Consider the following 16,580-nt stretch of genomic DNA (forward strand, 5'->3'; position numbering starts at 1 on the left):
CCCCGGCGGCGACCGATCTGATGACAAGCGATAGACCATGCCGTGCCGGGAGCGCATGAACGACGCCAAGCCGCATATCCTGCTGGTCGATGACGAGCGCGCCATCCGCGAACCGCTCGCCGCGTTCCTGTCGCGCAACGGTTTCCGTGTCACCCAGGCGGCGGATGCGGGCGCGGCGCGGGCGCGGCTTGCCGCTTACGCGGTCGATCTTGTCGTGCTGGACATCATGATGCCGGGCGAGGACGGCCTCAGCCTCTGCCGCCACATCCGGGTCAACGGCGAACTGCCCGTGGTCCTGCTGACGGCGCGCAGCGACGAGACGGACCGTATCGTCGGCCTGGAGATGGGCGCCGACGACTATGTGGTGAAGCCTTTCAATCCCCGCGAGCTGGTGGCGCGCATCCGCGGCATATTGCGCCGCGCCGGTGGCGGGCCACGGCTGCAGCGGGCGCCGGAGACGGCGAGCTACCGTTTCGGCAGCTGGGTGCTGAAGGCGGGCGAGCGGGCGCTGGTCGACCGCGACGGCGTCTCCGTGGCGCTGTCGACCGGCGAATTCAATCTGCTGCTCGCGCTGGTCACGCGCCCGCGCCAGGTGCTGTCGCGCGACCACCTCCTCGATATCACCCAAGGCCGTGAGGCCGGCGCGTTCGACCGCGCCGTCGACAATCAGGTCAGCCGTCTGCGTCGCAAGATCGAGGCGGACCCCCGCAATCCAGAGCTGATCCGTACCGTCCGCGGGGGCGGTTACTCGCTGGCCGCCGAGGTGGAGCGGCTGTGAGACTCGCCCGCCCCAGGACGCTGGCCGCCCAGCTTGCACTGCTGGTCGCCGCGGCGCTGTTCGTGGCTCAGGCGATCAACTTCGCCCTGCTCTATGGCGAGTGGCGGGAGCGCAGCCTGAACGCGATAAGCGCGCCTGCCATCGCCCGTATACATGACGCGGCCGAACGTCTGCAGCAGGGCGTCGGGGAGCGGCGGGGACCATTCGGCCGACGCGTCCGGATCAGCGCCGAAAGCGCGGTCGACGCCGGCGCGCCGCGGGAGCCGGCGCTGGAGGCGCGCATCGCTGACGGGCTGGGCGCGCTTGGCGCGGACATTGCCGAGGTCCACGTGACCCGGGCCGGTGAATGGCGGGGCAATCCGCGCCGACAGCCGCCCGGGCCGGATGGTGAGCCGGAACCCCGTCAGCTCTATCTGGTCTCGGCGAAGGCCGGACCGGAACTCTGGATCAACGTGCCAACGATCGCGCCGCGCGAGGATGACTGGCTGCTGGGGCGGCTGCTGGTGCAGACGGCGGTCATCTATGCCGTTGTGCTGCTGGCGGTGCTCTGGCTCGGCCGCCGCGCAGCCCGCTCCCTGGACCGGTTGACCGATGCGGCCGCCGGGTTCGGCGCCAGTGTCGGCGGCGGTCGGGAACTGCATGTGGAAGGTCCGGCGGATGTCCGCCGGCTGACCGAGGCGTTCAACGGCATGCAGCGCCGGATCGCGGCCATGCTCACCGAGAAGGACCGCATGCTCGGCGCCATCGGCCACGACCTGCGCACGCCACTCGCCTCGCTCCGCCTGCGCGCGGAGGGCGTCGAGGATCCGGAAGAGCGCGAACGCATGATCGCCACCTGCGAGGAGATGAGCGCGACGCTGCATGACATCCTTACCCTGGCCCGCGTCCACCAGTCGGCGGAAGCACCGACGACCGTCGATCTCTCGGCGCTGGCGGACGCCGTGGCAGACGATTTCGCCGAACTCGGCGCCGATGTCGTCTTCGAGCCGTCGCCACGCGTGATCATCTCGCTCCGACCTGTACTGACGCGCCGTGCGATCCGCAATCTCGTCGAGAACGCGGTCAAATATGGCGGTGGCGCGCGGCTGCGCGTCGCCGCCGGGGCGGACGCCGCCGTGGTCGAGGTGGATGATGACGGGCCGGGCTTGCCGGAGTCGCGGCTGGAGGAGATGTTCGGCGATTTCGCGCGTCTCGAAGGTTCGCGCAGCCGCGCCACCGGTGGCGCGGGACTGGGGCTCGCCATCGCCCGCGAGATTGCGCGGGGGCAGGGCGGCGACATCGTGCTGCAGAATCGGCAGGGCGGCGGCCTGACGGCGACTCTCCGCCTGCCGGCGGCCTGAGCTCCCTTGCGCAGGGGAAAGGTCTGGCGCGGCGCGGATTCGACCGGTTCTCGCCGATCGTGAATGTAACCCCTTTGCAAATTATCCTACCCGCGAGTATCTTCCGCTCCGGCGGTCTGATCTTGGGGAGGAGAGGGGCGCGTATCGCTGGGCGCACGTCGGGGCCTCTGGCCCGGCGTGCGCCCCCCGACGCACCCGACGAATTTTCCCGGAACGGATTGCTCCACGGCCCTGCTAGGATATCCACGGGCCGTCGGGATACGGTCAAACAGGGAGGAAAACAAAGATGAAGCACATCCGGAACATGATCATGGCGGCGGCGGGCGCAGCCATGCTGGGCGGCGTCGCGACGGCGCAGGCTCAGGATCTGAAGATCGCGGTGGGCTTTCCGCCGGGCAGCGCCGCGTTCTACGCGCTGGACAACCTGGCGAAGAACATCGAGGCGAACAGCGACATGAAGGCGAAGGTCTTCGCGCTTTCGCTGCTGAACCTGAAGGAGACGCCGCCGGGCATCCGTGACGGCATCGCCGACATGGGCTTCGTTCTTCCGCCATATTACCCTGCGGAATACGCGGAAACCAATCTGGCGGCCAATCTTTCCATGCTGGCGACCACCGGCGAGCAGATCGAGAGCCCCGGGACGGCCATGGGCGCAGCCATGACGGAATATGTCTTCCTGCATTGCCCCGAATGCCTCACCGAGCACAAGCGGATGAACCAGGTCTATCTGGGCACCGGCACCAGCCCGACCTACATCCTCCATTGCACGACGCCGATCCGCACGATGGCGGATCTGAAGAACAAGAAATACCGTTCCGGCGCGGCCAATTTCGGCCGCTGGGCCGAGGCGGTCGGCGGCACCAAGGTCTCGGTGCCGGGCAACGATATCTACGAAGCGATGGCCCAGGGCGTCGTGGACTGCGGCATGTTCTCGGCGACCGAGCTGACCAACCTGCAGCTCTTCGACGTGACCAAGTACATCACCACGAAGATTCCCGGCGGCGTCTTCGCCGGCGTTGCGACCAACAACATCAACCGTGACACCTGGGCCGATCTGACGCCCGAACAGCGCGAGGTGATCTTCAAGGCCTCGGCGCGCTCGAACGCCGACGTGACCTGGAAGTACTACGCCGACGCGAAGCGCAACCTCAATGACGCGCCGGACAAGGGCATCGAGATCATCGAGCCGACCGAGGAGATGGTGAAGTTCTCCAATGACTTCGTGGAGAGCGATCTGAAGGTGATCGCCGAACAGTTCACCAATGACTACGGCGTCGACAACGCCCAGGCGAAGATCGAAAAGGTCGCGGAACTCGTCGACAAGTACAAGAAGCTGACCAAGGACATGGCCGACGATCCTGAGGCCCTGGCCCAGCTCTACTGGGACGAGATCATGTCGAAGGTCGACCTCACGACCTACGGCCTGGACTGAGGCAGTCCGGCAGGGACGGCGGCCGAGGCCGCCGTCCCTGCCGCCGACCTGTCAGAACGTCACGAATTCCGGAACCGCAACATGTCTTTCATCGATAGGTGGCTCGCCAGGGCCACGAATCTGACGACGGTCATAGGCGCGATCGCCGTGGTCCTGATGATGGTCCACATCACGGTCGACGTGGTGGGCAAGTTCATCCTGTTCCTGCCCGTGCCGGCGACGATCACGCTTGTCTCCAACTACTACATGGTCGTGGTGGCGTTCCTGCCGCTGGCGTTGGCCGAACGGCGGAACTCGCACATTTCCGTCGAGGTGCTGACCGAACAGTTCTCGCCGGGCGTGCAGCGCCACATTCACGGCTGGACCTGCCTCTATTCGGCGGTGATCTTCAGCCTGCTGACCTATCGCAGCTTTCTGGACGCCGTCGACAAGTACGAACTCGGCTCCTTCATCATGGAGCAGAGCACCAAGGTGCCGATCTGGCCCGGCCACTTCCTGCTGCCGCTGGGCGCGGGGCTGATGGTCCTGATGCTGCTGCTCCGTTTCGCCAACTATCTTTCCGGCCGCCCGCAGCCTGGCGGATCCGGCACTGTCGCCGAATAGGAGGCCGCCCTGTCTGACGTACAGATCGGATTCGCCGGAATCGGCATCCTGCTTGCTCTCATCGCCCTGCGTGTGCCCATCGGGGTCTCGCTGATCGGCGTATCTTTCTTCGGTATCTGGGTCCTGGTCGGCGATCGCGCGGCCTGGGGTTCGCTGGGGGTCATTCCCTACAGTTTCGCCGCGTCCTGGCATCTCAGCTCGGTGCCGATGTTCCTGCTGATGGGCTTTCTCTGCTACCATGCCGGCCTGACCAAGGGCATGTTCGACGCCGCCCGGATGTGGCTGTCGCGGTTGCCCGGCGGTCTCGCCATCGCCACTGTCTTCGGCGCCGCCGGCTTCGCCGCGGTCACCGGTTCCTCGGTCGCCTGCGCCGCCGCCATGGGCCGGATCGCGGTGCCGGAGATGATGCGTCACCGCTACGCGCCGTCGCTGGCCACGGGCACGGTGGCCGCCGCCGGCACCATCGGTGCGCTGATTCCGCCATCGATCCTGATGATCCTCTACGGCATCATCGCCGAAGTGCCGATCAGCCAGCTCTTCCTCGGCGGCGTCGGCGCCGGCCTGCTCACGACCTTCGGCTATATCGCGGTGATCGTGATCCGCGCCAAGCTGAACCCCGAACTCGCGCCGCCGCTCCACGAGGAAGTCACCTTCCGCGACAAGGTTCTGGCGTTGCGTGAAACCTGGCCGGTGTTCCTGCTGATGCTCGGCGTTTTCGGGGGCCTGTTCTCCGGCGCCTTCACGCCCAGCGAGGCCGGCGCCGTCGGCGCGGCGCTGGCGACCATCATCGCCGCGGTGAAGGGCTCGCTCACCTGGGCGAGTTTCCGCGACGCGCTGGTGGAGACGCTGCTGACCTCGGCGTCGCTGTTCATCATCGCCATCGGCGCCTCCATGCTGACGCGGTTCCTGGCGTTCTCCGGCGCCGGCGACTATCTGTCGGACAGCGTCTCGGCCATCGGCGCGGATCCGCTGATGCTGCTGATCGGCATTTCGCTGATCTATCTCCTGCTGGGGATGTTCCTGGAGCCGATCGGCGCCATGCTGCTGACCCTGCCGATCCTGCTGCCGATCCTGGACACGGCCGGGTTCAGCCTGATCTGGTTCGGTGTGCTGCTCACCAAGTTCCTGGAGATCGGGATGATCACGCCGCCAATCGGCCTGAACGTCTTCGTCATCAAGGGAGTGGTGGGCGACCTGGCGTCCACGGGGCTGATCTTCCGCGGCATCGCGTGGTTCCTGGTGGCGGATCTGTTCGTCGTGGTCGCCCTGATCGCTTTTCCGCAGATCATTCTCTACCTGCCGAACCTGCTGGGCTGAGAAGGGGAGAATGGACATGCGGATATCGAGCGCACGCGTGGGAGAGAAGCTCGGAACGATCGAGACCGAGCTGACGCCGAGGCGTCTCCTGGCCTATTCGGCCGGACTGGAACTGGGCGACGATTGCTATCTGGACGACGCCCGGCCCGGCGGGGCGGAGATGATGCCGGCCATGTGTGCGGCCGTCGAATGGCCGCTGGCCGATGGCGTCCGCATCTCCGAACTGATCGGCGTGACCCTGGCCCAGTATCGAAAGGTCGGTGTCCATGCCGAGCAGGACAGCCGCTATCACCGTCCGCCCCGAATGGGCGAGACCCTTACGACCACGGGCTGGCTGGAGGTGCTGCGCCAGACTCGGGCGGGCGTGCTGATGACCTGCCGCTACGACACCGTGGACCGGGAGGGTGCGCCGGTCTTCACCAGCTACAATTCGGGCATGTTGCGCGGCTGGGAACTGGACCGCCCCCGGGCCGGCGACTCCGACGCCGGCGCGCTGCAGCCGGTCGCTCTCGATGAAGGTCAGGCGGCGAAGACCGATGTGCCCGTCGCCCGCCATCTGCCGCACATCTACTCGGAGGGCGGACCGATCTGGAACCCGATCCATACCGAGCGGCTGGTTGCGCTGGCCGCCGACCTGCCTGATATCATCCTGCACGGGTCGGCCACCTGGGCGCTGGCGATGGACCGGGTGATCCGGGCTCATGCCGGCGGCGATCCCAGGCGGCTGAAGCGCTTCGCCTGCCGGTTCACGGGCATGGTGATCCCCGGAGAGACGATCACCGTCCGCCACCGCGCAGCGGGCGACGGAATAGAGTTCGACACGGTCAACGCCGACGGCCGCCCGGTGCTCTCCTGCGGCGTCGCGGAACTGCATTCCGTCTGAGCGCCGCCCGTCCGACAATCACTGGAGCAGATTGACGATGAGCATCGACATCCAGACCGAGCCGGTCGAGGCGTCGCCGGAGACCGCCGATCCACGCATCCCGCCGCGCGACGATGTCGTCGTGCGCAACCTGATCGAGCGCTGGAACCGCGAATGCCCCGACAAGGCCTTCGTGGTGTTCGAGGACGGCGCGAACTGGACCTATGCCGAACTCCGCGAGAAGGTGCTGCAGACGGCGCTCGGGCTGCAGCAGATGGGTGTGGGCCAAGGCGATCACGTCATCGTCTGGCTGCCCAACTCGCCCGAGAACCTCCGTGTCTTCCTGGCGTTGAACTATCTCGGGGCGGTCTATGTCGGCATCAACACCAGCTATCGCGGCAACCTGCTGGCCCATGTCGTCAACATCTCCGACGCCCGGCTGATCGTCGCCCACGCGGACCTGGCGCCGCGGCTGGCGGAAATCGACACGGCGAAGCTGGAGCGGCTGATCGGCGTCGCAGGGACGGCGGAGATCGAAGGGTTGGACTGCCGCGCCTATGCGGACGTTCTGCTGCCGGAGAAGGGGACGATTGCGGCGCCCGAGCGCACCATCGAACCCTGGGATCCGCATCAGATCATCTTCACGTCGGGCACCACCGGACCATCGAAGGCAGTGCTGTGCTCCTATCTGCATCTCTATTCCAACGCGGGACCGGAGAGCTGGCCCTGCGTCACCGGCGAGGACCGCTATCTGGTGAACCTCCCGATGTTCCACATCGGCGGTTCCGGCATCACCTACAACATGCTGGTGCGCGGTGGCTCGATCACGCTGGTGGACCGTTTCGATACCGCCTCCTTCTGGGAAGTGATCCGGAAGACGGAGACGACGGCGACCTTCCTGCTTGGCGTCATGGCGCAGTTCATCGAGAAGCTGCCCGAGACTGCGAGCGACGCCGACAACCCGTTGCGCGTGATGTTCATGGTGCCGCTGGCCGGCGACATCAGGAAGTTCGCCGCGCGCTTCGGCGTCGAGGTCTATACGATCTTCAACATGACCGAGGTCTCCACGCCGATCTTTTCGGAGCCGAACCCCGAGATCCGCGGCACCTGCGGCAAGGCCCGCGCGGGCGTCGAGGTCCGGCTGGTCGATGACAACGACTGCGAGGTGCCGGTCGGCGAGATCGGCGAGATGATGGTCCGCACCGACCGGCCATGGGCCATGAACTCGGGCTACTACAACAACGCGGAGGCGACGGCGAAGGCCTGGCGGAACGGCTGGTTCCACACCGGCGATGCCTTCCGCATGGACGGCGAGGGGAACTTCTACTTCGTCGACCGCATGAAGGACGCCATCCGCCGGCGCGGCGAAAACATCTCCTCGTTCGAGGTCGAGGCCGAGGTCGGCGCCCACCCGGCCGTGCGGGAGGTGGCGGCGATCGCCGTGCCCAACGAGATGAGCGAGGACGAGGTCATGGTGGTCTGCGCGCCCGTCGAGGGCCGGGAGATCGACCCGGTCGACCTGATCGAGTTCCTGAAACCGCGCATGGCCCACTTCATGGTCCCGCGCTATGTGCGCGTGGTCGCCGAACTGCCCAAGACGCCGACGGCCAAGGTCCAGAAGGCGGAATTGCGCAAGGAAGGCGTCACCGACGACACCTGGGACCGGGAGGCCGCCGGCATCCGGCTGAAGGGCGACCGGTTGGCGCGCGCGTGCTGATTACCACATGGTGAAACTTCAGCCGCCTTCCTGACGCCCCAGGTCCGTCACGATCCGGTGGCATGAAGGCGCCGGCGGGCGATCCCGTCCGTCGCGCAACCGATGGAGCGAGCCATGTTGTTATCGACATTGAGAGCGGGCGCCGCCGGCGTCGGGCTGATCGTGCTGACCCTTGCCCCGGCCGCGATGGCGCAGCCTCAGGAGCGGGAGCCCGGCCAACTGCATATCTCCGTCGAGGGTACGGCCAGCGCCATACCCGACATTGCCCGGGTCTCCGCCGGCGTGGTGGCGGAGGCCAACAGCGCCAGCGAGGCGATGACGGAGCAGCGCGCGCGGATGAACCGCATCATCGCGACGGTTCGGGATTCGGGCGTCGACGAACGCGATATCCAGACCGCCGGCATCAGCCTGTCGCCGATCTACCATCGCAATCCCGAGCGCAGCAGCCCGCGGATCAACGGTTATCGCGCCTCGAACAGGGTGAACATCACGGTGCGTGACCTGAAAAAGGTCGGTGCGGCGCTCGACGCCCTGGTGGCCGCGGGCGCCAATGACATCGGCAACATCTCCTTCGCCTTCAGCGAACAGGAGCAACTGCTGACCGAGGCACGTACGAACGCCGTCGCGGCGCTGGAGGCGCGCCGGGATTTCTACGCCCGCACGGCCGGGCTGAAGATCGGCCGGCTGCTCAGCCTCTCCGAATCGGGCGGCATGCGTCCGCCGCGGCCGATGGAGTACGCGATGCGCGCCGAGGCGATGGATTCGGCGCCGACACCTGTCTCGCCGGGCGAATCCGAAGTCAGCGTCGGTCTGAGCGCGGTCTACGAGATCAAGGAATAGCGGAGCCGTGGGGGCGCGGCCGGCGGCTTCGCGAGCCGCCCCCCACAGCGAGCCCGTCAACTGAGCTGCTGGCGCAGCTTGTACTTCAGGATCTTGCCGCCGACGGTGGTCGGGAACTCCTTGACCGGGACAATCCGTTTCGGCGTCTCGAAGCCGGCGAGCCGCTCACGGCAGAACGCGATTACCGCCTTCTCGTCCATGTCCTGGCCGTCGGCCACGATGACGCAGGCCGTGACGGCCTCGCCCCAGCGGTCGTCGGGCAGGCCGATCACGGCCGCGCGTTCGATCGCCGGATGCTGCTGCAGCACCGATTCGACGCGGATCGAGGAGACGTTCTCGCCGCCGGACTTCACGATGTCCTTGTAGCGGTCGACCATGATCCGCAGTTCGTCGGTCTCGTCGAATGCGAAGCTGTCGCCGGAGCGGAACCAGCCGAACTTCAGCGATTCCCGGGTGGCTTCCTCGTCCTTGTAGTAGCCCGAGAAGATGGCCGGTGAGCGGTAGACCGCTTCGCCCGCCACGCCCGGCTGACCGCGCAGATCGTTGCCTTCCTCGTCCATGATCGTGGAGGCCAGAACCGGCGACGGCAGGCCCACGTGATTGACGGCTGGCGCGTTGCGCATGAAGACGTCCAGGTGCCGGTCGATGAAGAAACGGTGGCAGGGCACGCATTCCGTCTGGCCGATGATCTCGAAGAACGAGGCGTTGGGTGCGCACAGCTTGCGGAATGCGGCGAGAGATCCCGGCGCAAGGGGCGCCCAGCCGTAGTACATCACCGTCAGCGAGGAGAGGTCGTAGGACTTCGGGTTCTCATGGCAGGCCCGGATGAGATCCTCGACGAATTGCGGCGAGCCGCCGAACAGGCAGGTAATCCGTTCCCTGGTGATTGCGCTCGCCATGTTGTGGCCCTCAGGCTTGCGGCCCATGACCACGGTGCCGCCGCAGACCAGCGGCGCGAAGATGCAGATCTGGTCGCCGATGTGATAGGTCATCGGCGTGAAGACGCCCTGGCGCAGGTCGGATTCGTGCGCCAGACCGCGGGTGATCGGCAGCGCGTAGCTGTAGGCGGCCATGTAGGTGTAGGTGTGGGAAATCATCACCGCCTTGGGCGCCGCCGTGGTCCCGGAGGTGAACAGGATCTGCCAGATGTCGTCGCCGTGGATCCGGACGTCCGGCTCCTCGGCGGTCTGCTTCTCGATGAACTGATCGAAGTTCGGGACGTCCCCGTCCTCCGGGCCGCCGACCAGCATGACCGGCTTCACGCCGGCAGCATCGAAGGCGCCGGAGAGTTTCTCCCAGAGGGTGGCGTCGGCGATGGCGCACGCCGCGCCGACCCGTCCCAGCGCGTCGGTGATCACGTCGGGCGCCATCATGGCGTTGACCGGTGCGGCGACCATGCCTGCCTTGCCGATCGCCACCTTGGACAACCAGGCCTCATTGGAGTTGTCGCAGAGCAGGGCGACGACCGTGCCGCGCTTCAGGTTCAGCGACAGCAGGCCGTTGGAGATCCTGTTCATCAGGTCGTTCGCCTGACGGTAGCTGAGGCGCGCATGCGCCGGATTGATGGTCGCGTCCAGCGTGGCGATGAGGGCGGTCTTGTCCGGCTCGTTCCAGGTGAAGCGCTCCAGGACGTCACCTACCGAGACGCGGTTCCAGCGCTGATCGTTGCGGCGGTTGTGGAAGTTCTCGACATCGATTTCCAGGGATTTCAAAGGGTTCATCGGATTCATCGGGGCCAGTGCCTCCTTGGTCTGCGCCACTTGCCGGCATCATCTGAGGCCAGCGTGCGGCGTTGGTTCAGCGGTTGCTGTAGGCGTCGTGCAGGGCGAGAACCTGCTGCGCCTGCTTCAGGTGCGGGATGTCCAGCATCTTGCCGTCGAGACCGACCGTCCCGGCATCCGGTTGCGCCGCGAAGGCGTCCACCACGCGGCGGGCGAAGTCGACGTCCTCGGTATCGGGCGTGAAGCTCTCGTTGATCGGCGCGACCTGGGCGGGATGGATGGCCATGCGGCCGGTAAAGCCCTCGCGCTGGGCCTCCCGGGAGGAGCGGCGCAGCGCCTCCTCGTCGCGGAAATCGGTAGCGACCGTCTCCAGCGCCTGCACACCTGCCGCCTTCGCGGCCAGCAGGCAGAGCGAACGGATGGTGCGGTAGGTCAGCGCCCAGCGACCGTCCGGCGCCATATTCGTGGTGGCGCCGATGGCCGTCGAGATATCCTCCGCGCCCCAGGTCAGACCCAGCAGGCGGGTGAGACCCGCGTCGGCGAAGTCGCCCAGCGTGAAGGGTGCCCGCGCCGTCTCGGTGGCCACCGGAATGATCCGGATGGAACCGCGTTCGGTGCCGTCCCGGGCCTCCAGCGCGTCCAGGTAGTGGCCAAGCTGGCGGACATCCGCCGGGCCGTTGGTCTTGGGCGCGATGATGCCGTCCGGCCTGCCCTTCACGATGGCCGCAAGGTCGTCGAGCACGAACTCCGTGTCCAGCGGGTTGATGCGGACCCAGAGTTCCGGGCCTTCCGGCCGGCGCTGGGCCAGCATTTCCAGCACGGTGTCCCGCGCGCCCGGCTTCTTCGCGGGCGAGACCGAGTCCTCCAGGTCCAGGATCAGCGCGTCGGCGCCGATATCCATCGCCTTGGCGAACTTCTTCTCGCTGTCGCCGGGGACGAACAGCATGGAGCGGAGCGGCGCCTCCGTCATGACGGCTTCTTCAGCATCATGCCGGCGCGCTTGCAGTGGGCGACCAGGGTGCCGTCCTGCTTGTAGGCGCGGTGCAGGAAGGTGACGATGCCGCGGTCGTCCTTGGACTTGCTCTCGCGCATGTCCACGATCTCGGTTTCGACACGGATGGTGTCACCGTGAAACAGCGGTGCGGGAAAGCGCACTTCGTCCCAGCCGAGATTGGCCGCGGTCGTCCCCAGCGTCGTGTCGCCCACCGAGATGCCCACCATCAGCGCCAGCGTGAAGCCGGAATTGACGATGCGCTGACCGTATTCCGTGTGCTCCCGGCAATACTCTTCGTCGAGATGCAGCAGCGCCGGATTGTGCGTGATCGCCGTGAACCAGACATTGTCCGTTTCGGTGATCGTGCGGCGGATCGGGTGCTGGAACACCATCCCGATCTCGAACTCGTCGTACCAGAGTCCAGCCATCGTCTCCTACCTCCCCAGATCAAGACGCGATTTCAGATGGGAAGGAAAACAAGCACAAACTCCGGCGCAACGCCAGCCGATCCGGCGCTCATCCCACCAGATGGGTGTTGAAAAAGGCGATGGTGCGCCGCCACGCCAGCTCGGCGGCCGCCGGATCGTAACGGGGCGTGGTGTCGTTATGGAAGCCGTGGTTCACGTCCGGATAGAAGTGGACCGAGAATTCCTTGCCGTGCTCGATCAGCGCTGCCTCGTAGGCGGACCAGCCCGCGTTGATGCGTTCGTCCAGACCGGCGTAGTGGATCATCAGCGGCGCCTCGATCGCCGGCACGTCCCCGGCGGCCGCCTGGCGGCCATAGAAGGGGACGGAAGCGCCGAGCCCTGGATAGGCCACGGCCAGCGCGTTGCAGACCCCGCCGCCATAGCAGAAGCCGACGGCGCCCACGCGGCCGGTCGCGTCCGGATGGCCGGCCAGGAATTCGTAGGCGGCGAAGAAGTCCTCCATCAGTTTCGCCGCGTCCAGTGTGCGCTGCATCTCCCGGCCCTCGTCGTCATTGCCCGGATAGCCGCCGAGCGGCGAGAGCCCGTCCGGGCCGAGGGCCAGGAAGCCGGCCTTCGCCGTCCGCCGCACCACGTCCTGGATGTAGGGGTTCAGGCCCCGGTTCTCGTGCACCACCAGCACCGCAGGCAGCTTTCCGGCCGCCTCCGCCGGCCGCGCGGCATAGGCGCGGATCGTGCCGTGGCCTTCCGGCGATGGGTACTCGATCCATTCGGTGACGATGACGGGATCGTCCGCTGCGACCTGTTGCGCCAGGGCGTAGTCCGGCTTGAGACTTTCCAGCATGGCCACGGCGGCGGCGCCGGTGACGGCGTACTTCGCCGCGGCGTCGATGAAGCCGCGCCGGCTGAGCTCGCCATGCACGTAGCCGTCATAGAGTTCCAGGATACGCTGGTCGAAATCGCGGGCGCGCTTGCGTTGCATGGCTGGCCTCCGGTCCTGCGGGTTATGGTTTACCTTAGGTTAACCACGAGGGCGTCGGGCTGGCGTTCACATTCGCGCGCGGCGCGTTGCCGGGCGGGCGCTTGCCGCCCACCTTCAGGCGGAGCGTTCCGTCGGAGCAATGGAGATCGATCATGAAACGGATTCTCGCCGCCGCCGTCCTGGCGCTCGGCCTCTTCTGGCAGACCGGGGCCGCGATCGCCCATCATGGCTGGGCCTGGACGACGGGCGGCAACATCGATCTGACCGGCGTGATCACCGAGGCCGAGCTTGGCAACCCGCACGGCGTGCTCACGGTCGAGGTCGACGGCGAGACCTGGACGCTGGAAGTCGGCCAGCCCTGGCGCAACGAACGCGCCGGCGTGAGGGACGGCGATCTGGCGCCGGGCGTCGAGATCCGCGCCATTGGCGAACCGGCGGCCGACAAGTCGGAGAAGTTGATGAAGGTGGAGCGCTTCTGGCTCGGGGACCGGGAGTATGTCCTCTACCAGGGCCGCGACTGACCGCGCGTGGAGGCGGCGCTCCAGGCGCTCGAGGGCGCCGGCTTCGCGCAGTACTTCCGGTCGGCGCGCTGGGGCTACGCGGCGCTGAACGCAGGCCACATCCTCGGCTTCGCACTGCTGGTGGGCGCGATTGTGCCGCTCGACCTGCGCCTGCTCGGATTCTGGCGGTCCGTCGAGCGCGCTTCGCTGGTCCGCGTGCTGGTTCCCGCCGCCGCGGCAGGACTGGCCCTGGCTGTCGTCGCCGGCTTCCTGCTCCTTTCCGTCCGGGCGGGCGAGTATGCCGGCCTGGCCGTTTTCCGCGTCAAGCTTGCGCTGATCCTGGCCGGCGTCATCGCGGCGCTGCTCGCCCATCTCCGCCACGGCTTTCTCCTGCAGGATGCGTCCGAGGCGACGCTCCGCCGTCATGCGCTGCTGTCGTTGGTCTGCTGGCTGGGCGCTCTGATCTGCGGGCGGCTGATCGCCTTCATGGGCGACTGAACTCCGACTGGCTGGACGCGGGCCCGTGCGCCTGTTCCAATCGGCGGCGCAGATCGCAAGGGGGAGGGCAGACGACATGCGTCTCGACAGGCCGCGGATCGAACCGCTGAAGGACGAGGAATTCACCGAGGAGCACAAGGACGCTCTCGGTTATTTCCTGAAACAGGGCTGGGTGCTGAACATCTTCCGTACGCTGGTGCGCGCGCCGCGGGCCTTCAAGCGCTTCAATGTCTGGGGCGGCTATGTCCTGTCGGAGCGCAACGACCTGCCGCCCAGGGCGCGCGAACTGATCATCCTGCGCACCGGCTGGCTCTGCAAGGCGGGCTATGAATGGGGCCAGCATGTCGAGATCGGCCGCGACTGCGGTCTGACCGACGCTGAGATCGAACGCATCAAGCAGGGGCCCGACGCGCGGGAATGGACGCCGCTGGAGCGGGCGCTGCTGCAGGCCACCGACGAACTGGTCACCGACCACTTCATCACCGACGCGACGTGGCAGGCGCTGTCCGGACTGACCGAGAAGCAGCGCATGGACGTGGTCTTCACCGTCGGCCAGTACACCCAGGTCTCCATGATCCTCAACAGCTTCGGGATCCAGCTCGACGCGGGCATGGAACTGGATCCGGACCTGAGGAAGCGATGAGCGTCGCCGGCCGTCTGGAGGGCCGGACGGCAATCGTCGTCGGCGCCGGGCAGACGCCGGGCGAGACCATCGGCAATGGCCGCGCCATCGCCGTCCTGTTCGCCCGCGCCGGCGCCGAGGTGCTCTGTGCCGACCTCCACCTTGACCGGGCCGAGGAGACCGCGGCGCAGATTCGCGAAGAAGGCGGCAAGGCAGCGGCGGCCACCGTCGACGTGCGCGACCGCCAGTCCTGCGCGGCGTTGATCGCGGACGCGGCGGCGCGCTGGGAGAGGATCGACATTCTGGTCAACAATGTGGGCATCGGCGGCGGTGGCGACGCCCCGGCCCACCGCGCCGATCCGGAGGCGCTTGACCGCATCATCGACGTCAATCTGAAGGGCGCATGGCGGGCCATTGCCGCGGTCGTGCCGGCGATGCGGGAGAAGGGCGGCGGCGCCATCGTCAATATCTCCTCGCTGGCCGCCCGGGCCGGCGGGAACATGGTCGCCTACGAGATGTCGAAGGCCGGCCTCGACCGGCTGACCGCCCATGTCGCGCTTTCCAACGCGAAATACGGCATACGCTGCAACGCCGTGGCGCCCGGCCTGATGGACACGCCCATGGCGATCGTGGGAACGGCGGCGGCGCTGGGCATCCCGGCCGAGGAGGTGCGCCGGGCCCGGAATGCCCGCGTGCCGCTCGGCGGGCGCATGGGCACGGCCTGGGACACCGCCCATGCGGTGTTGTTCCTGGCTTCCGACCAGGCGCGCTTTGTCACCGGTGCGGTGCTGCCGGTCGACGGCGGCGGGGGGCTGCGCGCCACCTGAGGCCGGAACGGAAAGGGCCCCGCCGGGCGAACCCGGCGAGGCCCAGTGTCCTGACCCGATCAGGTGGCGGTTACGCCGCCTGCGGGAGGCTCTTCTGCTTGCCGCCGTTGATCTCGATCTGCCGGGGCTTCTCGGCCTCCGGGATCTCGTTGACCAGATCGATGTGCAGCAGGCCGTTCTCCATCTTGGCGCCGGTCACCCTGACGGTGTCGGCCAGATGGAAGCGACGGGTGAAGGCACGGCGGGCGATGCCGCGATAGAGGAACGAGGTCTGCTCGCTCTCCTCCTGGCGTTCCTCCACCTTGCCGCTGACGGTCAGCGTGCGGCCTTCCTGGGTAATGTCGATATCGTCTTCGTCATAGCCGGCCACGGCCAGGCTGATGCGGTAGTCGTCGTCGCCGGACTTCACAATGTCATAGGCCGGGAAGGCCGGACCTTCGTTGGAATTGAAGGCGACGTCGAACAGCCGGTCGAACCGGTCGAAGCCGACGGAATTGCGGAAAAGGGGGGTAAGATCAAAGGTGCGCATATCACATCCTCCATTCGAAGCAATGCGTCTCAGCACGACACCCCGGCTCTCGGGGTGACCAGTCTGTCCACCGGCCCGGATGCTCCGGCGCCGGCAGGGTTCGGGAAGGATTCCCGTGGCGGGACATCGCTTCCGGAAGCGGATATGTGGTGGCTTCGCCGGGGTTCAAGAGGTTTGGGCGCACAAAAAAACCCGCCGGTGCGGACCGGCGGGCTTCTCTCGCAACCCCTTGGCAGGGCTGAATGATTTGAAGGCTACTTGATGCCGAAATTGGCGTAGCGGGCGCGGAACTTGGCGACCTGGCCCTTGTCGAGGACGCGCTGCTGACCGCCGGTCCAGGCGGCATGGCTGGAGGGATCGATCTCCAGCACCATGGTGTCGCCCTCGCTGCCCCAGGTGGAGCGGGTCTTGTAGGTCTCGCCGTTGGTCAGCTGGACCGTGATCTCGTGGTAGTCGGGATGGATATCGGGCTTCATCGCTGGGCCTCGGTTTCTCTGCCGCCGCAGCGGCGCGGCGCATGCTCGGTTGTTCGGGAGCGGGGCTTATAGCGAAGCCGCGGCAACGGAGCAAGTGGGCAATGTCCTCGCCGTTCG

At 67.1% G+C, this 16,580-nt stretch carries 18 protein-coding genes; 12 read left to right on the plus strand and 6 right to left on the minus strand.

Annotated elements, in window-relative coordinates:
• Positions 1–55: 55 nt before the first annotated feature.
• The 8 genes from CWC60_RS17490 (at position 56) to CWC60_RS17525 (ending at position 8,889) form a co-directional block, all read left to right on the plus strand.
• The gene (locus tag CWC60_RS17490; protein WP_109795205.1) at positions 56–778 is read left to right on the plus strand and encodes a response regulator; all 723 of its coding nucleotides are present in this window, start codon (positions 56–58) and stop codon (positions 776–778) included.
• Positions 775–2,118 carry a sensor histidine kinase gene (locus CWC60_RS17495; RefSeq protein WP_109795206.1) on the plus strand — a complete coding sequence of 448 codons (1,344 nt, stop codon included), beginning with the start codon at positions 775–777 and terminating at the stop codon, positions 2,116–2,118. The genes CWC60_RS17490 and CWC60_RS17495 overlap by 4 nt, the downstream gene beginning before the upstream one ends.
• Positions 2,119–2,404: 286 nt before the next feature.
• Entirely contained in the window at positions 2,405–3,550 is a 1,146-nt protein-coding gene (locus CWC60_RS17500; protein WP_109795207.1) for a C4-dicarboxylate TRAP transporter substrate-binding protein, read from the plus strand.
• A gap of 81 nt (positions 3,551–3,631) precedes the next feature.
• The gene (locus tag CWC60_RS17505) at positions 3,632–4,153 is read left to right on the plus strand and encodes a TRAP transporter small permease (RefSeq protein ID WP_109795208.1); all 522 of its coding nucleotides are present in this window, start codon (positions 3,632–3,634) and stop codon (positions 4,151–4,153) included.
• Between the two features lie 9 nt (positions 4,154–4,162).
• Positions 4,163–5,470 (plus strand): TRAP transporter large permease, encoded by a 1,308-nt coding sequence (locus CWC60_RS17510; protein WP_109795209.1) that lies wholly within the window; start codon positions 4,163–4,165, stop codon positions 5,468–5,470.
• 16 nt (positions 5,471–5,486) lie between these two features.
• A complete protein-coding gene (locus CWC60_RS17515; RefSeq protein ID WP_164516616.1) occupies positions 5,487–6,353 on the plus strand; it encodes a MaoC/PaaZ C-terminal domain-containing protein in 867 nt (288 codons plus the stop codon).
• Positions 6,354–6,390: 37 nt separating this feature from the next.
• Complete coding sequence (locus CWC60_RS17520; RefSeq protein ID WP_109795211.1) at positions 6,391–8,049, plus strand: AMP-binding protein; 1,659 nt, start codon at positions 6,391–6,393, stop codon at positions 8,047–8,049.
• A 114-nt stretch (positions 8,050–8,163) separates the two neighbouring features.
• Complete coding sequence (locus CWC60_RS17525) at positions 8,164–8,889, plus strand: SIMPL domain-containing protein (RefSeq protein WP_164516617.1); 726 nt, start codon at positions 8,164–8,166, stop codon at positions 8,887–8,889.
• 56 nt (positions 8,890–8,945) lie between these two features.
• Here the strand turns inward: CWC60_RS17525 and CWC60_RS17530 are convergent, their stop codons facing one another.
• The 4 genes from CWC60_RS17530 to yghX form a co-directional block, all read right to left on the minus strand.
• A complete protein-coding gene (locus CWC60_RS17530) occupies positions 8,946–10,619 on the minus strand; it encodes a class I adenylate-forming enzyme family protein (RefSeq protein WP_206420004.1) in 1,674 nt (557 codons plus the stop codon).
• A gap of 67 nt (positions 10,620–10,686) precedes the next feature.
• Positions 10,687–11,580, minus strand: coding sequence for an HpcH/HpaI aldolase/citrate lyase family protein (locus CWC60_RS17535; RefSeq protein ID WP_109795213.1), 894 nt, complete (start codon positions 11,578–11,580; stop codon positions 10,687–10,689).
• A complete protein-coding gene (locus tag CWC60_RS17540) occupies positions 11,577–12,032 on the minus strand; it encodes a MaoC family dehydratase (RefSeq protein WP_109795214.1) in 456 nt (151 codons plus the stop codon). The genes CWC60_RS17535 and CWC60_RS17540 overlap by 4 nt, the downstream gene beginning before the upstream one ends.
• 88 nt (positions 12,033–12,120) lie before the next feature.
• The gene (yghX, locus tag CWC60_RS17545) at positions 12,121–13,011 is read right to left on the minus strand and encodes a YghX family hydrolase (protein WP_109795215.1); all 891 of its coding nucleotides are present in this window, start codon (positions 13,009–13,011) and stop codon (positions 12,121–12,123) included.
• A 152-nt stretch (positions 13,012–13,163) separates the two neighbouring features.
• Between yghX and CWC60_RS17550 the strand changes: the two genes are divergently transcribed.
• The 4 genes from CWC60_RS17550 to CWC60_RS17565 all read left to right on the plus strand — a co-directional run bounded on the left by CWC60_RS17550 (position 13,164) and on the right by CWC60_RS17565 (position 15,458).
• The gene (locus CWC60_RS17550; protein WP_109795216.1) at positions 13,164–13,532 is read left to right on the plus strand and encodes a DUF6152 family protein; all 369 of its coding nucleotides are present in this window, start codon (positions 13,164–13,166) and stop codon (positions 13,530–13,532) included.
• 6 nt (positions 13,533–13,538) lie between these two features.
• Positions 13,539–14,009: a hypothetical protein gene (locus CWC60_RS17555; RefSeq protein WP_109795217.1), complete on the plus strand. Its 471-nt coding sequence runs from the start codon at positions 13,539–13,541 to the stop codon at positions 14,007–14,009.
• 76 nt (positions 14,010–14,085) lie between these two features.
• The gene (locus CWC60_RS17560; RefSeq protein WP_109795218.1) at positions 14,086–14,652 is read left to right on the plus strand and encodes a carboxymuconolactone decarboxylase family protein; all 567 of its coding nucleotides are present in this window, start codon (positions 14,086–14,088) and stop codon (positions 14,650–14,652) included.
• A complete protein-coding gene (locus CWC60_RS17565; RefSeq protein WP_109795219.1) occupies positions 14,649–15,458 on the plus strand; it encodes an SDR family NAD(P)-dependent oxidoreductase in 810 nt (269 codons plus the stop codon). Before CWC60_RS17560 ends, CWC60_RS17565 begins: the two co-directional genes overlap by 4 nt.
• 70 nt (positions 15,459–15,528) lie before the next feature.
• On the opposite strand, the gene CWC60_RS17570 is transcribed toward CWC60_RS17565, so the two are convergent.
• Both CWC60_RS17570 and rpmE read right to left on the minus strand, forming a co-directional pair.
• On the minus strand, positions 15,529–15,987 hold the full coding sequence (locus CWC60_RS17570; protein ID WP_109795220.1) for an Hsp20 family protein: 459 nt from the start codon (positions 15,985–15,987) through the stop codon (positions 15,529–15,531).
• A 254-nt stretch (positions 15,988–16,241) separates the two neighbouring features.
• Positions 16,242–16,463, minus strand: coding sequence for a 50S ribosomal protein L31 (rpmE, locus tag CWC60_RS17575; RefSeq protein ID WP_109795221.1), 222 nt, complete (start codon positions 16,461–16,463; stop codon positions 16,242–16,244).
• Between the last annotated feature and the right edge of the window lie 117 nt (positions 16,464–16,580).

Source organism: Minwuia thermotolerans (genome assembly GCF_002924445.1).
GTDB lineage: Bacteria > Pseudomonadota > Alphaproteobacteria > Minwuiales > Minwuiaceae > Minwuia > Minwuia thermotolerans.

Excerpts from the sequence above, each read along its gene's own strand:
- CWC60_RS17525 (WP_164516617.1), top strand. The coding sequence starts at position 8,164 with ATGTTGTTATCGACATTGAGAGCGGGCGCCGCCGGCGTCGGGCTGATC.
- yghX (WP_109795215.1), bottom strand. The coding sequence starts at position 13,011 with ATGCAACGCAAGCGCGCCCGCGATTTCGACCAGCGTATCCTGGAACTC.
- CWC60_RS17520 (WP_109795211.1), top strand. The coding sequence starts at position 6,391 with ATGAGCATCGACATCCAGACCGAGCCGGTCGAGGCGTCGCCGGAGACC.
- CWC60_RS17570 (WP_109795220.1), bottom strand. The coding sequence starts at position 15,987 with ATGCGCACCTTTGATCTTACCCCCCTTTTCCGCAATTCCGTCGGCTTC.
- CWC60_RS17560 (WP_109795218.1), top strand. The coding sequence starts at position 14,086 with ATGCGTCTCGACAGGCCGCGGATCGAACCGCTGAAGGACGAGGAATTC.
- CWC60_RS17505 (WP_109795208.1), top strand. The coding sequence starts at position 3,632 with ATGTCTTTCATCGATAGGTGGCTCGCCAGGGCCACGAATCTGACGACG.
- CWC60_RS17565 (WP_109795219.1), top strand. The coding sequence starts at position 14,649 with ATGAGCGTCGCCGGCCGTCTGGAGGGCCGGACGGCAATCGTCGTCGGC.
- CWC60_RS17540 (WP_109795214.1), bottom strand. The coding sequence starts at position 12,032 with ATGGCTGGACTCTGGTACGACGAGTTCGAGATCGGGATGGTGTTCCAG.
- CWC60_RS17515 (WP_164516616.1), top strand. The coding sequence starts at position 5,487 with ATGCGGATATCGAGCGCACGCGTGGGAGAGAAGCTCGGAACGATCGAG.
- CWC60_RS17500 (WP_109795207.1), top strand. The coding sequence starts at position 2,405 with ATGAAGCACATCCGGAACATGATCATGGCGGCGGCGGGCGCAGCCATG.
- CWC60_RS17535 (WP_109795213.1), bottom strand. The coding sequence starts at position 11,580 with ATGACGGAGGCGCCGCTCCGCTCCATGCTGTTCGTCCCCGGCGACAGC.
- CWC60_RS17550 (WP_109795216.1), top strand. The coding sequence starts at position 13,164 with ATGAAACGGATTCTCGCCGCCGCCGTCCTGGCGCTCGGCCTCTTCTGG.
- rpmE (WP_109795221.1), bottom strand. The coding sequence starts at position 16,463 with ATGAAGCCCGATATCCATCCCGACTACCACGAGATCACGGTCCAGCTG.
- CWC60_RS17490 (WP_109795205.1), top strand. The coding sequence starts at position 56 with ATGAACGACGCCAAGCCGCATATCCTGCTGGTCGATGACGAGCGCGCC.
- CWC60_RS17530 (WP_206420004.1), bottom strand. The coding sequence starts at position 10,619 with ATGAATCCGATGAACCCTTTGAAATCCCTGGAAATCGATGTCGAGAAC.